At 60.7% G+C, this 17,386-nt stretch carries 11 protein-coding genes; 5 read left to right on the top strand and 6 right to left on the bottom strand.

Going from position 1 to position 17,386, the window contains the following annotated elements; genetic code table 11:
• Positions 1-126 precede the first annotated feature (126 nt).
• Positions 127-1,407 carry a glycosyltransferase family 4 protein gene (locus I2I01_RS03770; protein WP_196285077.1) on the top strand — a complete coding sequence of 427 codons (1,281 nt, stop codon included), beginning with the start codon at positions 127-129 and terminating at the stop codon, positions 1,405-1,407.
• A 336-nt stretch (positions 1,408-1,743) separates the two neighbouring features.
• Here I2I01_RS03770 and I2I01_RS03765 read toward each other — a convergent pair whose 3' ends face one another.
• Entirely contained in the window at positions 1,744-2,025 is a 282-nt protein-coding gene (locus I2I01_RS03765; protein WP_196285076.1) for a hypothetical protein, read from the bottom strand.
• 1,157 nt (positions 2,026-3,182) lie between these two features.
• On the opposite strand from I2I01_RS03765, the gene I2I01_RS03760 reads away from it, so the two are divergent.
• Complete coding sequence (locus I2I01_RS03760; protein WP_196285075.1) at positions 3,183-8,645, top strand: T9SS type A sorting domain-containing protein; 5,463 nt, start codon at positions 3,183-3,185, stop codon at positions 8,643-8,645.
• 260 nt (positions 8,646-8,905) lie between these two features.
• Here the strand turns inward: I2I01_RS03760 and I2I01_RS03755 are convergent, their stop codons facing one another.
• From I2I01_RS03755 to I2I01_RS03740, 4 genes are all read right to left on the bottom strand, one after another.
• A complete protein-coding gene (locus I2I01_RS03755; protein WP_196285074.1) occupies positions 8,906-9,232 on the bottom strand; it encodes a HesB/IscA family protein in 327 nt (108 codons plus the stop codon).
• 117 nt (positions 9,233-9,349) lie between these two features.
• Positions 9,350-9,742: a hypothetical protein gene (locus I2I01_RS03750; RefSeq protein ID WP_196285073.1), complete on the bottom strand. Its 393-nt coding sequence runs from the start codon at positions 9,740-9,742 to the stop codon at positions 9,350-9,352.
• Positions 9,743-9,862: 120 nt separating this feature from the next.
• The gene (iscU, locus tag I2I01_RS03745; protein ID WP_196285072.1) at positions 9,863-10,273 is read right to left on the bottom strand and encodes a Fe-S cluster assembly scaffold IscU; all 411 of its coding nucleotides are present in this window, start codon (positions 10,271-10,273) and stop codon (positions 9,863-9,865) included.
• Positions 10,274-10,373: 100 nt separating this feature from the next.
• Positions 10,374-11,588, bottom strand: a complete 1,215-nt coding sequence (locus tag I2I01_RS03740) for an IscS subfamily cysteine desulfurase (RefSeq protein WP_196285071.1) — start codon at positions 11,586-11,588, stop codon at positions 10,374-10,376.
• 217 nt (positions 11,589-11,805) lie between these two features.
• Between I2I01_RS03740 and mce the strand changes: the two genes are divergently transcribed.
• The 3 genes from mce (at position 11,806) to I2I01_RS03725 (ending at position 14,556) form a co-directional block, all read left to right on the top strand.
• The gene (gene mce, locus I2I01_RS03735; protein ID WP_196285070.1) at positions 11,806-12,210 is read left to right on the top strand and encodes a methylmalonyl-CoA epimerase; all 405 of its coding nucleotides are present in this window, start codon (positions 11,806-11,808) and stop codon (positions 12,208-12,210) included.
• An 88-nt stretch (positions 12,211-12,298) separates the two neighbouring features.
• A complete protein-coding gene (locus tag I2I01_RS03730) occupies positions 12,299-12,871 on the top strand; it encodes an L-threonylcarbamoyladenylate synthase (protein ID WP_196285069.1) in 573 nt (190 codons plus the stop codon).
• 245 nt (positions 12,872-13,116) lie between these two features.
• Positions 13,117-14,556, top strand: a complete 1,440-nt coding sequence (locus tag I2I01_RS03725; RefSeq protein WP_196285068.1) for a CCA tRNA nucleotidyltransferase — start codon at positions 13,117-13,119, stop codon at positions 14,554-14,556.
• Between the two features lie 87 nt (positions 14,557-14,643).
• Here the strand turns inward: I2I01_RS03725 and I2I01_RS03720 are convergent, their stop codons facing one another.
• Positions 14,644-17,343 (bottom strand): PspC domain-containing protein, encoded by a 2,700-nt coding sequence (locus I2I01_RS03720; protein ID WP_196285067.1) that lies wholly within the window; start codon positions 17,341-17,343, stop codon positions 14,644-14,646.
• Between the last annotated feature and the right edge of the window lie 43 nt (positions 17,344-17,386).

Below are 17,386 nucleotides of genomic sequence, written 5' to 3'. Positions count from 1 at the left end.
TGCTCGCGTTCGGCTCTTTTTTCCCCAAGTCTTCGCGCTTCAAGCGAATCGGGGTCGGGGGTGAGGTAACCCGCCTGAACGCCGCCCTGCCCGCTTTCTACCGCCACACCTCTCTCTTTCTGAGCCATGAAACCTTACTACACCACCGGGAGCTTTGCTCCCGAACGGAACTCCCATGCCCGGGAGGTGCAGCCCCAATTAGCGGTGCTGTGCCTCTCAGGCAGCTTGGGCGGCCTGGAGTTGAACAGCCTGAAATTTGCCGGCTGGATGCAGGAGCGGGGCTGGCGGGTCACGTTTTTTGCCCCGCCGGCCTCGCCGCTGGCTCATTGGGCCGAGGAATGGTTTGTGCCCCTCGAAACCCTGGCCGTGCGCCGTGGCCTGGCCATGCCGCTGGCCGCTTGGGACCTGAAGCAGCAACTGGAGCGGCTGCAGGTGGACGTGCTGGTGGTGACGCAAAACAAAGACCTGGCCCTGGCCACGCTGGTCAAAACCCTGCTGGGCGGGCGCCTGCGCATCATCTACCAGCAACACATGCAGCTGGGGCGGCCCAAGCGCAGCTTGGTGCACACGCTGCGCTTCCGGCTGGTCGATGCCTGGCTGACGCCGCTGCCCGGCCTGGGCCGCGAGGTAACCCGCCGCACCCATTTCGACCCCGCGAAGCTGCACGTAGTGCCGCTGGGCCTGCCACTGGAGCAGTTTGCGCCCGCTACCCGCACCCGCGCCCAGGCCCGGCAGGAGCTGGACTTGCCTTTGGAACAACCCTTGCTCGGCATCCTGGGCCGGTTTGATGCGGGCAAAGGGCAAGACTTTGTGATACGGGCCCTGCACCATCTGCGCCGGGAGTTTGGCCACGATGCCGGGCTGGTTATCATGGGCGAGCTCACCCGCAACGAGGGCGACGCCTATCTGCACGAACTGCAAGCCTTGGTGCAGCAACTGGGCCTGGAGCAGCAGGTGCACTTCCGCGGCTTCCGCGCCAATCCGGCCGTGTTCTATCAGGCCATTGATGTGTTTGTGCTGGCCTCCGAAAACGAAACCTACGGCATGGTGACCCTCGAAGCCATGGCTGCCGGTGTTCCCGTGGTGGCCGCCGCCACCGGCGGCACGGTGGAACTGGCGCAGCACAGCCACACTGGCCTGCTCTACCTGCACCGCGACGTGGCCGCCTGCGCCCGCTGCGTGCGCCGCACCCTCAACGACCCCGCCGCCACCCAAGCGCGCGTGGCGCGAGCCCAAATGGACCGCTGGCGCTACTCGCACCACCGCCAGTGCGCCCTCACCGAAGACGTGATTCAGTCCCTGTGCCCCGTGCCGGCCGAACAGGCGCGGCCGGTGCGCCCCCGGCGCGTTCTGGCCGTCAATTCTGCGTTTGCAGCGGCCATGGTTCCGTTGGGTAATCAGGCTTGAATCGGGGGATTTATCGATACAGTTGAGCTACTGGCCGATACTACAAGGCAGTTCCATCTCATTTAGGCATTTTTGAGCGTTACTAAGCTGCCCAGCACCCCATGCTGCTGCTTAGTTCAGGTTAAGAGCATCCGAGTTAAGTCCTGTCATTCGTACCCGGCCCGGCGGCCTGGTCGTGGCCACCCACCCAGCAGTTTGCGGCTGCTGGCAGCAGCGCCCAGCCCCGCCCCCGGCACAGAATGGCAGGCACCACTTGCCCCGAAGGCCTGCTTGCTCAGCAAGCGGGCCTTTTTGGCTTAGTCAGGTTTCCTACAAAAGGAGTTGCGGCGCAATATTTCATTCGTCTAGACGGCCACCGAAAAATGACGACTGCTGAGCGCTGATGCCCATATGCGCGGCCATTTCCTGGCTGATAGCGAGGGCACTGGGGCCGCAATATTCGGGCGCGGCCGGTTCGGTCTCGCCCTTCAGCCTGGGCGGCGACATCACGCGCATGGGCAAGAATTTCGGTGGCCCGGCCCACGGCCGTATCGTCTTAACAACCCTCAACACCACCGCGACACAGGCGCTCAGCCGAGCGGACAATCCCATCAAGTTGTTCAAGTCGACCTTGACCACGGGGTAGGCTAGTGTGAGCTTTGCCAACGGCAGTAGCAACCTTGCGTCCGCAACTGGCCGGCCAGTGTTGGCGGGAACTGCGCAACACTAGCGGCCCCCACATGCGCCGTTTCATAGTGAGCGACCAAGCCCGGTTGGGGCCAGTTGCGAACCTACCCCAAAGCCCCCGTATTGGCACAGCCATTTGGGTGGGCTTCACTTTTGCTGCATTCTAAACTGGATTTTGCCCCGACGACACTTTGCTACTGGCGGCCTGCGCGCCTGCGGGTTTGCACTGCGGGCTTTTATAACGTTTTGGTAACCCTAGGCATGAAGTCAGTCCTATAGTGTCGTGCTAATTTTACAATCCGTGCGCCTTGCAAAAGGCAATTTATTAACCCGTTTAACACTCGTTACTTATGCACCCAACCCGTACCGTTTTACCCATTTCATTCAGCCGCGGCGTGGCGCTGCTGATGATGCTAATGTTACCACTGGTAGGGTGGGGGCAGCAAAGCCTATCAGGTTCTGCGGTTTCACAGGATTTTGACGCTCTCACTAGTGGTACATGGGCTAACAATACTACACTGACTGGTTGGTATGCTCAAACGGACCTAACCAGCAGCGTTACGGCCTATGGGGCAAATACGGGCACCACTTCTACCGCTGGTTTATATGCATTCGGGGTGGCCGGAACGAATCAGCTATCTGACCGAGCCCTAGGGTATGCTCCCAGCAATTCCTATACAGGTGCAAGTGGCACTGGCAAAGGGTACATCGGCTGGCGACTTAAGAATAATACTGGTAGCAGCATCAATACATTTACGGTTACCTATTCAGGTGAACAATGGCGCCGTGATAACACTGTTGTACAAAGCCTTACTTTCGATTACTTAGTTGGTTCAACAGTAACCTCCGTTACAGCATCTGGATATACCGCTGTAAGCGGGTTAACATTTAGCAGCCCTAATAATACCGGTACAGCCGGTGCACTCGATGGCAACACGGCGGGGAATAGAACAGCAAACATTAGCGCGACAATTACTTTAAGCACTCCACTTGCCGATGGTAGCGAAATCATGTTGCGCTGGGTCGATTTAAATGACTCTGGTAACGACCACCTTCTAGCAATTGACGATGTATCTGTTTCCTATACAACAGGTACACCTCCTGTTGTTGTGGTTCCAACTGTCAATACCAGCACTGCTACCGCCACTGGTGCCAATACGGCTACAGCTGATGGCGACGTAACTGCTGCAGGTAATGGTACCATCACAGACCGGGGCGTTTACTACAGCACCACCTCTGGCGTAGTCGCCACGGGCGGGGGCACCAAGCAAGCGGCCACCACGGCCACCGGCACCGGTTCCTTTTCCGCTTCGCTCACCGGCCTTGCTCCAGCCACTACCTATTACGTGGCCGCCTACGCTACCAACTCGGCCGGAACGGGCTATGGTGCCGAGCAGTCGTTTACCACCACTGCGCCATCGGTTCCGAGCGTAACGACAGCTGCCCCGAGTTTGCTCACCAGCACCGGCGCCACCTTGGGCGGAACCATTAGCAGCAACGGCGGCTCGGCCGTGATGGAAAACGGCGTGGTGTACAGCACCAGCACCAACCCGCCTACCATTGCCGACACCAAAGTGGTAATGACCACCGGCACGCCCTTTAGCCAAGCTGTAGCTCTGTCCGCTGGCACTTATTACATCCGCGCCTACGCCACCAACGCCACTGGTACCGGCTACGGCTCTTTGCAGACGCTGACGGTAAACCCTGCCCCAACCATCAGCAGCCTAAGCCCGTCGTCCATTGTGTATGCCAGCGGTGCAACCACGCTCACGATTAATGGCACTGGTTTCATTAGCGGGGTCACCACAGCTACTTATAACACCGTCGGTCGTGCGGTAACCTTCATTAGCTCAACCCAAATTAGCATCAACGTTACCGTGACCGATGCCAACACCGTGGGCACTGTGCCCGTGGCCGTGACCAACCCCACGGCTGGTGGAGGCTCTGCATCCGCCAACTTTACGGTAGCTGCGCAGGCGCCCACTGTCAGCACTACTGCTGTCACCACATTTAGCTACACGACTGCCACCGCACCAGGCAATATTTCCAGCAACAACGGCGCGTCCATCACCGAGCGGGGCGTGTACTACAGCACCACCCCGGGCATCGTTGCCACGGGCGGCGGCACCAAACAAGCGGCCGGAACAGCCGCCTCTGGCACTTATTCAGTTTCGCTTACTGGCCTCACCCCCGGCACCACTTACTACGTGGCGGCTTATGCCATCAATAGCGTGGGCACCAGCTTCGGCGGGGAGGTGTCCTTCACCACTCCGGCCTTAACCTCGCCTACTCTCACCACCGCCGCTGTATCCAGCATTACGCAAACTACGGCCACCGCGGGCGGCAACGTCACGGCCGACGGCGGCGCTTCCGTCACCGACCGCGGTGTGGTGTATAGCACCACCACCGGCCCGACTACCGCCACCGGCGTGACGGTAGCCGCCGGCACCCCCACGGGTACCGGTTCCTTCACCGCTTCGCTCACGGGCCTCACGGCTGCCACCACTTACTTCGTGCGGGCATATGCTACCAACTCGGTGGGCACCAGCTACGGCCCCGAGGTGACGTTCACCACGCTGGCCCCGACCGCCACCATTACCACCGGCACGGTATCGCCGACGCCCGTGTGCGCCACTACCGCGTCCAACGTCACGGTGGCCTTCACCACCACCAACAACCCCACCGGTACCTTCACCGCGCAGCTTTCCAACGCGAGCGGCACATTTGCCACCACGCCGCCCACCCTGGCCACGGTCAGCTCCACGGCTTCGTCGCTGACGGTAACTATTCCGGCCGGCACCGCTAGCGGCACCGGCTATCGAATCCGCGTGGTGACCCCCTCGACAACGGGGGCCGCTTCGACCGCCTTCACCATCGTGAACAACCCCACGGTAACCATTGCCCCGAGCACGAACCAATCCTACGTAGTGGGCAGTGCCGGCAGCGTGCTGACGGCGACCGAAACCCCCAGCGCGACTGCCAATACGCGGGTGTGGCAGGTATCGACGACCAGCAGCAGCACGGGTTTCGCCGACGTAGTGCCCACTCAAACCGGTACCACCTACACGCCCACTTTTGGCACCGTTGGCGTGTACTACGTGCGTGCAGTGAGCACTTTTGCCGCCTGCGCCGCTGCCACCAGCAACGCTGTGACAGTGACCGTGAACAACCCTCCGACGCCCACCATCACTACCGTGACCCCCAGTTCGGGTTTCGCGGGAAGCACCGTTTCCTCGTTGGTGGTCGCGGGTTCTAACTACACCAATGCCTCGGTCATTTATTTCAATGGAGTGGCTCAGACTACCACGTACGCCACTGCCAGCAGCCTGAGCGTGCCCAACTTTGTGCTGCCCACCACGGCTGGCAACTACAACGTTACTGTAGTGAACAGCAACGGCGCGACCTCGAATGCGGTGCAGTTTCAGGTGATGCCAGCTCCGCTGGTTACCTATAAAACGACCGGTCTCACAGGCTCGACCATTGCCGTTTCGCCCACCAATGTGGCCGCGAACAGCTCCGCCAGCACCCTCACGCGCAGCGGTGTTACGGCTGCCTCGGGCTCCGATGTGTATTCCAGCAGCGGTTTTGATGCGACCAGCGCAACGGCTCCGGACTTAAGTAAATATTTGACCTTCAACTACACCGTAGCTCCCGGCTACCGAGTTTCGTTCGACAATGTCATTGTAAGCATTTCGCGCAGCGGCACTACTTCGCCCCAAAACGTGGAATTGCGCGTCAGCACCGACGGCACTAATTTCACAAACCCGATTTCGCTGGGTGTGAAGACGTTGACGAACACCAGCAGCCCCGTGCAGTCCACCTTTGCGGTTCCGTCCGGAACCCTGCAGGGGGTTACGTCGCCCTTATACTTCCGCCTGTATGCCTTCAATGGCACCAATTCGGGCGCGACTTTCCGCCTGGATGACTTTACTCCCAGCATTCCGGCAGTAATTGCCAACGGTACAGTAACACAAAGCGCTCCAGTTCCGGAAATTAACTTGGCCCAGGGCAGCACTAACATTGCCAGTGGCACAGGCAGTTTCGCTTTTGCCACCACCATTGTGGGGAGCAGCACCGCTAACACGTCCTTCTCCATTCAGAATACCGGTAATAACGTGTTAAATCTTACCGCTAATCCCATTGTGGGTGTTGTTAGTGGCGATGCGGCAGATTTCAACCTGACCCAGCCGTCTGCCGCTGTTGTAGCCGCCGGCAGCAGCTTGCCGTTCACCATCGCCTTCGCACCAACTTCGACTGGTGCGAAGACGCTTACGCTCTCCATCTACAACGACGACAGCGACGAAAACCCCTACACCTTCACAGTGACAGGCAATGGCGTTGTGGCGCCCGTTGTCACTTCATTCACGCCCACTTCGGGGCCGGTAGGCACGGTTGTTACAATTACGGGCACCGACTTCACGGCTGCCAGTACTGTTTCCTTCAACGGCACAGCGGCCACAGCCGTCACGTTCAACTCTACCACCAGCCTCACGGCCACGGTGCCCACCGGTGCCACCACCGGCCCCATCACCGTGGCTACGGCTTATGGCAGCAGCACCAGCACCACCAGCTTCACCGTGACGGTGACGCCCACGGCGGGCCAACTTCTGCTGGAAGACAATTTTGCCTATGCCGCTGGCGAAAACCTGACGGACCATGGCTGGACGGGCTTCAGCACCACCACGAGTGCGCCGCCCGTCACCATTGCCAATAACCTGACCATGGCCCAGTATCCCCGGGGCTTCGACCAGAACGAGCTGGCTACGTTTGCTGGGTCTTCCACGGCCCGTCTCAGCAACGTAAACAATCAGGACGTCAGCCGCGCCTTCGGAGCAACAACCAGCTCCACGCTCTATGCGTCAGCAGTTATCAGCGTAACGGCCACGGCCTCCGGCGGTGACTACTTTCTGGCTTTCGCCGATGCTGCCAATGCCGTCCCCCGGGGCCGGATATACATTGCACGCACTGGTACCGCTGCTTCGGGTACATTCCAGTTTGGGGTAGGAACTGGCTCCGCTGGTACTTACACCACGGGCACTCCTTACAACAGCAATACCTCTTACTTGGTAGTACTGAAGTACACTGTTAACAACACCAACAATACCCAAACCGCCAGCCTGTTTGTGTATACCGGCGCAGCCGACCCTAACGAACCTTCTCAACCCCTCGTCTCGACAAGTGGCCCGCTCAGTTCAGGACTGGGGGCGCTGGCCAACATCATTCTGCGTCAGGCCGACAACGCCGTCAACTTAGACGGTGTGCGCGTGGCTAGCAACTGGGGCACCGTCATTGGCCGGCCGGTCTATGTGGATGAAACCACCACTCTGCAGCCCGGCAGCTACTACAACGTAGCTGTGAGCGGCAATTCCAGCCTCACGACCACCGGCGCGGCCAGTGTTGAAGGCACCTTGAACTTGGGTGGCGGCAAAATCAACACCGACGCCACCAACCTGCTTTCCCTCACTGCCACCGCCACCTTTACCGGCGGCAGCGCCTCCAGCTTCGTGAATGGCCCGCTGGCCCGCGCCACGGCCGCCGGGGTCCGCACCACGGTGTTCCCCATTGGCAGCGGCACTTTCTACCGTCCGCTCACGCTGAATGTAGCCACGCAAACCAACACCGTGACCTACACTGCTTCGCAGACTGAAGGCAACGCCGGCCAAAGCCTTTCGGCCAGCAATGGCCTGGGCACGGCTCCGCTCCAGCGGGTGTCCTACAAGCGCTTCTACACCGTGACGCCCAACGTGGCGCCCACCGGTTTCAGCGGCACCATCACCCTAAGCTTCGGCGCCGAAGACTACGTGAATACCCCCGCCGACCCCGGCTTCGTAGTAGCCAAGCGCGACGCCGTAGCCACCGACCCTAACGACAACGGTAAATGGACGAACCTGGGCCACTCAGCTGAGTCGGGCACTGCTTCCGGCCCCGGTGGCGCTTCCGTGGTGGGTACCATCACCTCGGCCACGTTCACAGGCTTCTCCGACTTCGCCCTCGGCGCCACCAATGACCTCACTAACGTGAACGGCATCAACGCCGTCAACCCGCTGCCCGTGCAGCTGAGCAGCTTTGGCGCCCAGCGCCAGGCCCAGCAGGGCGTGGCCGTGAAGTGGACCACCGCCACGGAGAAAAACGCCGCCTACTTTGAAGTGCAGCGCAGCCTCAATACCCGGGATTTCGTGACGGTGGCCACCGCCAAGGCCCAGGGCACCAGTAGCCGCGCCACCGCCTACACCGTGCTCGACCAAACGGCCCCTGCCGCGGCTCTCTACTACCGCCTGCGCCAGGTCGATGCCGACGGCACGGTGGCCTTCTCGCCCGTGGTTGTCGTAGCCGGCACCGGCGAAGTGGCCAAGGTGCTCTTGTATCCCAACCCGACCCGCGGCACCATCCACTTCATCACCGAGGCTGCTACGCCCTACCGTGTGCTCAACCAGCTGGGCCAGGCTCTGCTGCAAGGCACCACCGAAGCCGGCACCGCCACGGTGGATGCCAGCACCCTGCCCGCCGGCCTCTACTTCCTGGAGCTGCAAACGCCGAACGGCCGCAACGTGCAGAAATTCGAGAAGCAATAGACCACGGATTCATCCAGATTTATCAGATTTCGCGGATTTTGTGGATGTGCTGAAAACGAAAAAGGCCACCCCATCGGGTGGCCTTTTTTAATGTTAACTCTTGTCCAATCGTAGGAGCTATTAGGATAGAATGCCCTTCGTGTCAAACTATTCCAAAACAGAAAGGCCACCCATTCAGGCGGCCTTTCTGTTTTAATGCCGGCCATTAGCGGCCAGCTACAAAATCCGTGGAATCCGCAAAATCCGGATGAATTCGCGGTTTAGACGGAGAAGCTTTCGCCGCATCCGCACTCACGCGAGGCGTTAGGGTTGTTGAACTGGAAGCCTTTGCCGTTGAGGCCGTCGGAGAAGTCCAGCTCGGTCCCGGCCAGGTAAAGGAAACTCTTCATGTCGACCACCACGCGGATGCCCTTGTCCTCAAACTCCTGGTCCATGGGCCGCACCTCGTTGTCGAAGTCCAGCTTGTAGCTCAGGCCCGAGCAGCCGCCACCGGCCACCGAGGCGCGCAGGCGGTAAGTGTCATCCAGATGCGCGTCGTGCATCAGGCGCGAAACTTTCTCTTTGGCTTTTTCCGAAACGGTAATCATGGCAGTGGGAGAGGGGTGAGCCCGCTCAAATAGTTAAATCAAGGTGCAATTTAGATAGATTATAAACAAGCTAGCCCAAGGCTTTGTTCACCAATTCCCTTCAATCCGTCTAAAAGCTTAAGAGCTAGGGTTCAGCACCACGCTGAAAACCGTAATGGCATTGAGGTCGCGCCCGAAGTAGAGCTTGTCCAGCGCCTCGTAGGCGTTGTGGGCCCGGAAGTAGGACGTGTGCAGCTCCCGGTCGCCGGGGCTGCGCCATTGCACGGTGTAAGAGCTTTCGGTATCGCGGAAGCGCTTCACGTAGTCCAGCATCTTCTGCAGGCATTCCACTTGGTCGCGCCCGGTTTCGTAGCGAAACAGAAAGCTCTGCTGGTGCCGCGGGTTCACCGTAATCAGGTCCAACCGCGTCAGGCCATCCAGCTGCCGAAACTCAAACCGCAGCTGTTCGGCCGTCAGCCCCAGGTACTGCTGAATCTCGCGCTGCAGGCGGGCAATTTCAAATTCATCCATCGGGTGACTGAATAAAAAACGTCATCCTGAGCGTAGCGAAGGACCTTATCCAGTCAGAACTTTTTTTGTTCCGGGTGACAAGGTCCTTCGCTGCGCTCAGGATGACAGGGGGAAACCAGATTAGTGGTGCGTCAGCTCCAGCGCGGGCAGGCCGTTTTTCACGCGGTAGTCCGAGATGGCCGACTTGATGGCGTCTTCGGCCAGCACCGAGCAGTGAATTTTCACGGGCGGCAGAGCCAGCTCTTCCACAATCTCCATGTTGTCGATGGCCAGAGCCTCGTCCACGGTCTTGCCTTTCAGCCACTCCGTCGCCAGCGACGACGAGGCGATGGCCGAGCCGCAGCCGAAGGTCTTAAACTTGGCGTCGGTAATGGTATTGGTGGCTTCGTCCACCTCAATTTGCAGGCGCATCACGTCGCCGCACTCAGGGGCGCCCACGAGGCCGGTGCCTACGTTCTTTTTGCTTTTGTCCAGCGTGCCCACGTTGCGGGGGTTGCTGTAGTGGTCGATTACTTTATCGGAGTAAGCCATTTTATTTTCAGTTAACAGTTTGCAGTGAACAGTGAGCAGTTATTCAAATGAGCATATAAGAACGATATTGTTCACTGCTCAGTGATAACTGTTCACTGAATTAATGTTCCGCCCACTCAATCTTGCTGAGGTCGACGCCTTCCTTGAACATCTCCCACAGGGGCGACATTTCGCGGAGCTTGGTCACGGCTTCTTTTACGTGGTTGATGGCGTAATCGATTTGCTCGTCGGTGGTGAAGCGGCTCAGGCCGAAGCGCAGGCTGCTGTGGGCCAGGTCGTCGCTCAGGCCCAGGGCCTTGAGCACGTAGCTGGGCTCGAGGCTGGCGCTGGTGCAGGCCGAGCCAGAGGATACGGCCAGGTCCTTCACACCCATCATCAGGCCTTCGCCTTCCACGTACTTGAAGCTGATGTTCGTGACGTGGGGCAGTCGGTGCTCACGCGAGCCGTTCACGTAGCTTTCCTCCAGGGTCAGCAGCTCGCGCTCCAGGCGGTCGCGCATGGCCGAGAGGCGGGCGGTGTCGGCTTCCATGTCCTGCATGGCCACTTCGCAGGCCTTGCCCAGGCCCACGATGCCGGGTACGTTGAGGGTGCCCGAGCGCATGCCGCGCTCGTGGCCGCCGCCGTCCATCTGGGCGGTCACTTTCACCCGGGGGTTCTTGCGACGCACGTAGAGGGCGCCCACGCCTTTGGGGCCGTAGATTTTGTGACCCGAGAAAGCCATGATGTCGATACCGTCGGCAATCACATCAACCGGGATTTTGCCCACGGCCTGGGTGGCATCCGTCATGAACAGGGCGCCGTGCGCGTGGGCGATTTTGGCGATTTCGCGGATGGGCTGGATGGTGCCCGTCTCGTTGTTGCCATACATGATGGTCACCAGAATGGTCTGGGGCGTCATGGCGGCTTCCAGCTCTTCGAGGCTGATGAGGCCCTGCTCGTTCACGGGCAGGTAGGTCACCTTGCCGCCAAGCTTCTCAATGTGCTTGCAGGTGTCGAGCACCGCTTTGTGCTCGGTGGTGGCGGTGATGATGTGGTTGCCCTTCTGGCTGTACATCTCAAACACGCCCTTGATGCCGAGGTTATCCGACTCGGTAGCGCCCGAGGTGAAGATGATTTCCTTGGCGTCGCAGTTGATGAGCTTGGCGATTTGCTCGCGGGCGTAGTCCACGGCCTCCTCCGCGGCCCAGCCGAAGGGGTGGTTGCGCGAAGCGGCGTTGCCGAACACGTCGGTCAGGTAAGGCATCATGGCCTCCAGCACCCGCGGGTCGAGGGGGGTGGTGGCGTTGTTGTCGAGGTAAATAGGAAGCTTGAGCATGGAGCGCAGCAGTAGTGACAAATGGGAAGCCAATCGAAAGGCTGATACCCCGCTAGAACATGGTTTGGGGGCAATCAGTTTTCTTTGGTCCCACAAAAGTAGATACAATCTAAATAAGGAAATGCGCTGACTTTAGGCGTGGGCCCGAATTACTCGGCAAAACCGGGTTTTTTCGGTACCAGCAGCCTTTGTGCAGCCATTTTTCAGTTATTCAGCCATGCTCACCAACCTCGAACACCTCGGCCTGGCCGTGCACGACCTCGAAGCCGCCACCGCTCTCTACACCACGCTGCTGGGCGCGGCACCTTATAAGAAGGAGCACGTGGCTAGCGAAGCCGTCGACACCGTTTTCTTTCAGGTGGGTGGCTCTAAGATTGAGCTGCTGGCCGGCACCTCGCCCGATAGCGCCATCACGAAATTCCTGAGCAAAAAGCCCGAAGGCATTCACCACGTGGCCTTTGAGGTGGATGACATCCGGACCGAGATGGCGCGACTGCGCGGGGAGGGCTTCGTGCTGCTGAACGAGGAGCCCAAGCGCGGGGCCGATAATAAGCTGGTGTGTTTTGTGCACCCGAAAAGCGCGGCTGGCGTACTGGTAGAGCTGTGCCAGAGCATCAAGTAGCGCGGACTCTGCGAGTCCGCGCATCATCCGGACATTGTTCTGAATCCTTAACAATGCGCGGACTCGCAGAGTCCGCGCTACACTTCCTATGAACCGTTTACAACAAGAAGTAGAAGCCACCATCGATGCCCTGTTGTTGCAGCAGGTCATCCTTTACCCCACCGATACCGTGTGGGGCCTGGGCTGCGACGCCGAGGCACCCCCGGCCGTGAAAAAGCTGTACCAGCTAAAGGGCCGCGAAGCCGGCAAGCCCAGCATCGTGCTGGTGGCCGACTGGGCCATGCTCAAGCGCTACACCACCAACGTGCCCGATGAGTTGGAGGCAATGATGGCCGCCGATACCCGGCCCACCACCTACATCCTGCCCGCCAGCCGCGCCCTCGCGCCCGACCTAATAGGGCCCGATGGCACCGTGGGCCTGCGCCTGCCTAAGGATGAGTTTTGCCACAAAGTGGTGCGGCGGCTGGGCCACGGCTTGGTTTCCACCTCAGCTAATAAGGCTGGAGAGCCCACGCCCGCTGTCTATACGGAAGTTGACCCCTACATCGTGCGCGGGGTGGATTACGTGGCGAACTGGCGGCAGGACGACGACACGCGGGTAGCGCCCTCGCGGGTAGTGCGGCTGGGAACTGGCGGCAAGCTGGAAGTGGTGCGGGAGTAAAGCGCCTGTCATTGCGAGCATTCCGCGAATCAAGCGGAGACGAAGCAATCCGTCCTGTTCTCGGCGACCAGCATAATGTTGTAACAAAGGCAAAAAAAGCCCCGGTACTGCGCAGTACCGGGGCTTTCTGGTATAAGAAAGTGTCTGGTATCGAGAGGACGGATTGCCGCGTTTCGCTGCGCTTCACTCGCAATGACAAGTGGTGCGGACGACGCGTTTTGCCGTCAGCCCCGACCTTTGCGCCCATGAACACGCCCCGACTGCCCGAATTGCCCATTTTTCGAACCATCGCCGAAGCCGCGGCTGAATTGAACCAGCCTGCCTACGTCATCGGCGGCTACGTGCGGGATTTGGCGCTGAGGCGCGATAGCAAGGACATTGACGTGGTGACGGTGGGCGACGGCATTGCGCTGGCCCAGGCCGTGGGCGCCAAGCTGAAAGGCCGCGGCCGGGTGCAGGTGTTCAAAAACTTCGGCACGGCCATGCTGCCCACCAAGGAGGCCGGCGACATTGAATTTGTGGGGGCCCGCAAGGAGAGCTACCGCGCCGAAAGCCGCAAGCCCGAGGTGGAAGCCGGCACGCTGGAAGAAGACCTGGCCCGCCGCGACTTCACCATCAACGCCCTTGGCATCAGCCTCAACCCCGAGAACTTCGGCGAGCTGGTGGACCGCTACGAGGGCATGAAGGACCTGGCCGGCAAAACCATCCGCACGCCGCTGGGGCCCGATGTTACCTTCTCCGACGACCCGTTGCGCATGATGCGCGCCATACGTTTTGCAAGTCAGCTCAACTTTGATATCGAGCCCGACACCTTCGACGCCATCATTCGGAATAAGGAACGAATCAAGATTGTGTCGCAGGAACGCATCACCGTGGAGCTGAACAAGATTATTGAGTCGCCCACGCCGAGCTACGGCTTCAAGCTGCTGTTTCAGACGGGGCTGCTGCAGCTCATCTTCCCCAAGATGGCGCTGCTGCACGGGGTGGAAAAAGTGGGCAACCACGCCCACAAGGACAATTTCTACCACACCCTGCAGGTGCTCGACAACGTGGCCAACGCCGGCGGTGACCTGTGGCTGCGCTGGGCCGCCGTGCTGCACGACATCGCCAAGCCCGCCACCAAGCGCTACTTCCCCAAGGTGGGCTGGACATTCCACGGCCACGAGGACAAGGGCGCGCGCTGGGTGCCCGGCATCTTCACCGACCTAAAACTGCCGCTGGGCGAGGAGATGCGCATGGTACAGAAGCTGGTGCGGCTGCACCTGCGCCCCATCGCGCTGGTGAAGGAAACCGTGACGGACTCGGCCGTGCGCCGCCTGTTGTTCGAAGCCGGCGATGACATTGACCGCCTGATGCTCCTGTGCCGGGCCGACATCACCAGCAAAGACCACACGAAGAAGGAGCGCTACCTGCGCAACTTCACGCAGGTGGAAGAGAAGCTGAAGGAGGTGGAAGAAAAAGACCACCTGCGCAACTTCAAGCCCGTCATCACCGGCGAAATCATCATGCAAACCTTCGGGCTGAAACCCTCGCGCGCTGTGGGCGAACTGAAGGAAGCCGTGATGGAAGCCATTCTGGAAGGAACCATCAAAAACGAAATGGAGCCAGCCTTGGCCTTCCTGTTGCAGCAGGGGGCGGCCAAAGGGCTGGCTCCGGAAGGAGGCGTCGTTCACTCACCAAACTAAGCCTGACTTCTTGGTTTCGGGAGGATAGATGTTGTTTACGAGGGGAGGGTTGCCTGCGATTAAATTCTTAACCTAGAAAATTTTGGCTTAAAGGCGTTTCACGCTGGAAGCGCCCACCGTTTCCACTTTTACGTTTTTCGGGTTGCCGCTGTAAGCAATGGAGCTGGCCCCCACGGCGTTGCCTTTCAAGGATTCGGTCACGTTCACGCGGGCTTTGCAGGCAGCGGCCAGGTCGATGTCGGCGTTGCGGGCCTGCAGGTTGGCGGCGGCCAGTTCGCAGGCCATGGCGGCGTCCAGCGACAGCTCGTCGGCGTGGCCCGTGGCGGTGGTGCGGCAGGCGCCGGCTTGCCCAATCTTGAGCGTGCCGTAGTCGCCGTTCAGGTTCAGGGCGGTGGCGCCGGCCTGGGTGATGTCGAGCCGGTCCTGGCGCTCGAAGCCGCCGAGGTCGGCCGTGATGCCGCCGGCCAGCTCCAGGCGCTCCACCGCGGGCATCTCGATGCGGATGAGGGCTTTGCGCTCGTTGTGGTTCCAGTTGCGGCCCAGGAAGGAGCCGCTGGTGGTGCGGGGCTTGATTTGCAACTCGTTGCCTTCCAGCTCCACGCGCAGGTCGTTCAGCACGTCCTTGTCGCCGCCGGCTTCGATTTTGAAGCTGTCGCCGCGCCGAATCACCACGCGGTAGCCACCCACGGCGCTCACCCGGGTGAAGCCGGTTTCCTGGAACGTGCGGCGGTCGGGGCCGTAGCTGTTCAGGTCGGTGCTGAAGGCCGTGGCCCCGCGGTTGTTGTCCTCGTCGTTGTTGTCGCCTTCGTCGTTATCAGCGTCAATGTTGATGTTCACGTCGGAGTCGTCCTCGTCTTCGTCGCGGCCGAGTTGCTCGTCGGTGCAGGCAATGCACTCCAGCTTGTTGCCGCGCAGGCGGTAGCGGTGCGTTTCGGGGTCTTCGGGGCGTCGGTCGTTCACGAAGTCCTCGTCGCCCAGCAGGTCGTAAGCAAAGTCGCGGCTCAGGCGGAAGGTGCGGTCGCGGGGCAAGCGCAGGGTCACGGTGAGCTCCTGGCGGCGGTACTTGGCGTCGGGCAGGAAGGAGAAATGGTCGTCGAGCACCAGCGAAGAGTCGCCGCTGGTCCGGATGGTGTAGTCGATGGTGGTGAGGGCGTTGCGACGGGCCACTTCTTCGGTGGCGCCGTGGGCGCCCATGGTGCGCAGCACTTCTACGGTCTTGCCGCTATCCACACCCACGATGCGCAGGCCCACGTGCTGTTCCCACTGCCGGTCCACATGGCGGCGGTCCAGCATAATCACCGGGGTGGTAATCTGGGGGTAGCGCTCCGACTGTTCTACCGTGGTTTCGTACTGGAATTCACGGCTTTGCTGGGCAATAACGGACACCAGGCCCACCACGCTCAGCAGCCACAGCCCCAGCAAGGACAAGCTCACGGTGCGGGGCATGATGGAAATGCGGAACAGCAGGTTCAGGCCGCTCAGCAGCAAGGACAGCGCCGGAATGGCCAGCACCAGGAATCCGGCCAGCAGGCCCCAGCCGGGCACGCCGTTCAGCATCACGTGCGCCGGGGCATCGCCCACCACAATGCTTTGCGACTGCGGCAGCAGGCCGATGCCGGCGCCCAAGGCAATGGCCAGCGCCACCAAGCAGCCGAACCCAACCATGGTGAGCAGGATGCCGGCGATGATGCGGATGGACGAGCCCACGAAGTTCACGGCAGGGCGCAGGTTGCGGGCGGCGTCTTCCACGAAGGCGCCCACGGGGCGGTTCGTCGTCGCAGTGCCATCGGCGAAGGCGTTGTTGCGGGCGCTGCTGTCGAAGCTTTCCAGCGTAATGTCGTCGCCCCGCATGCGCAGCTTGTCCGAGACCGTTTTGGCCTCGGGCAAGACTATCCACAAGATGATGTAGAGCATGAGCGTGAAGCCCCCGGCAAACAAGCCGGCCAGTAGCAGCACGCGCACCAGCGTCACGTCGATGTTGAAGTAGGCGCCCAGGCCCGCAGCCACGCCGGCAATTTTAGCGCTACCGGTGTCGCGAAACAGCTTGCGGCCGGCCAGGGGGCCCTGGTTCAGCATGGCATCGGTAGGAGCAGGAGCGTCGTAGCGCTTGGGCAGCAAAATCCAGAGGATGACGTAGGCCAGGAAGGCCCAGCCGCCGAAATGAATGTGGTTGTCGCCACGGGTGAAGTTGAGGGCACCGAACAAGCCGGGCAGGATGAACACCAGGGCAATCCAGCCCAGGCGCACCCACACCGGGTTCACGGCGAAGTACTGGGCCATGCCTGCGGCCACGCCGGCAATTTTGCGGTGGGCCATGTCGCGGTACAGGCGCTTGGGCTCAGCAGGGGCGGCATCGGCAGCCGCGGCGCCGGGGCCGAAAGCACCCTCAGGGCCGAAAGGACCCTTGCGGCCAAACGTACCTTCGGGGCCAAAGGGGCCTTTGGTGCCAAACGCACCCTCGGGGCCAAAGGCGCTGGCGCGGCCGGCGGTGGCGGTTTCCTCTACGTCTTCGGCGTCGAGGTCGTCGGTGGCGAAGTCGCTCACGCGGCCCATCTTGGCCACCATGGCGTTCACGTCATCAATCGTAATGACCTGCTGCATGGGCGAAAGGCGCACCGAAAACAGCTCGGCAATGCGGCCCTCGATGTCGGACACGATGTCTTCGTGGCCGCGGTAGTTGGCGAAGTGCGCCTTCACCTCGGCCAGGTAGCGGCTGAGCACCTCAAAACCGTCTTCCTCGATGTGGAAGATGATGCCTTGGAGGTTGATGCTGATGTTCTTTTTCATGATAAAGGGCTGAAAAACGGCCGTTTAATGCGGTGAGTGGGAA

Source organism: Hymenobacter properus (assembly GCF_015694735.1).
GTDB classification, from domain to species: domain Bacteria; phylum Bacteroidota; class Bacteroidia; order Cytophagales; family Hymenobacteraceae; genus Hymenobacter; species Hymenobacter properus.
Note: the sequence above shows the minus strand (reverse complement) of the source record. Positions and strands in the feature narration are given on the sequence as shown.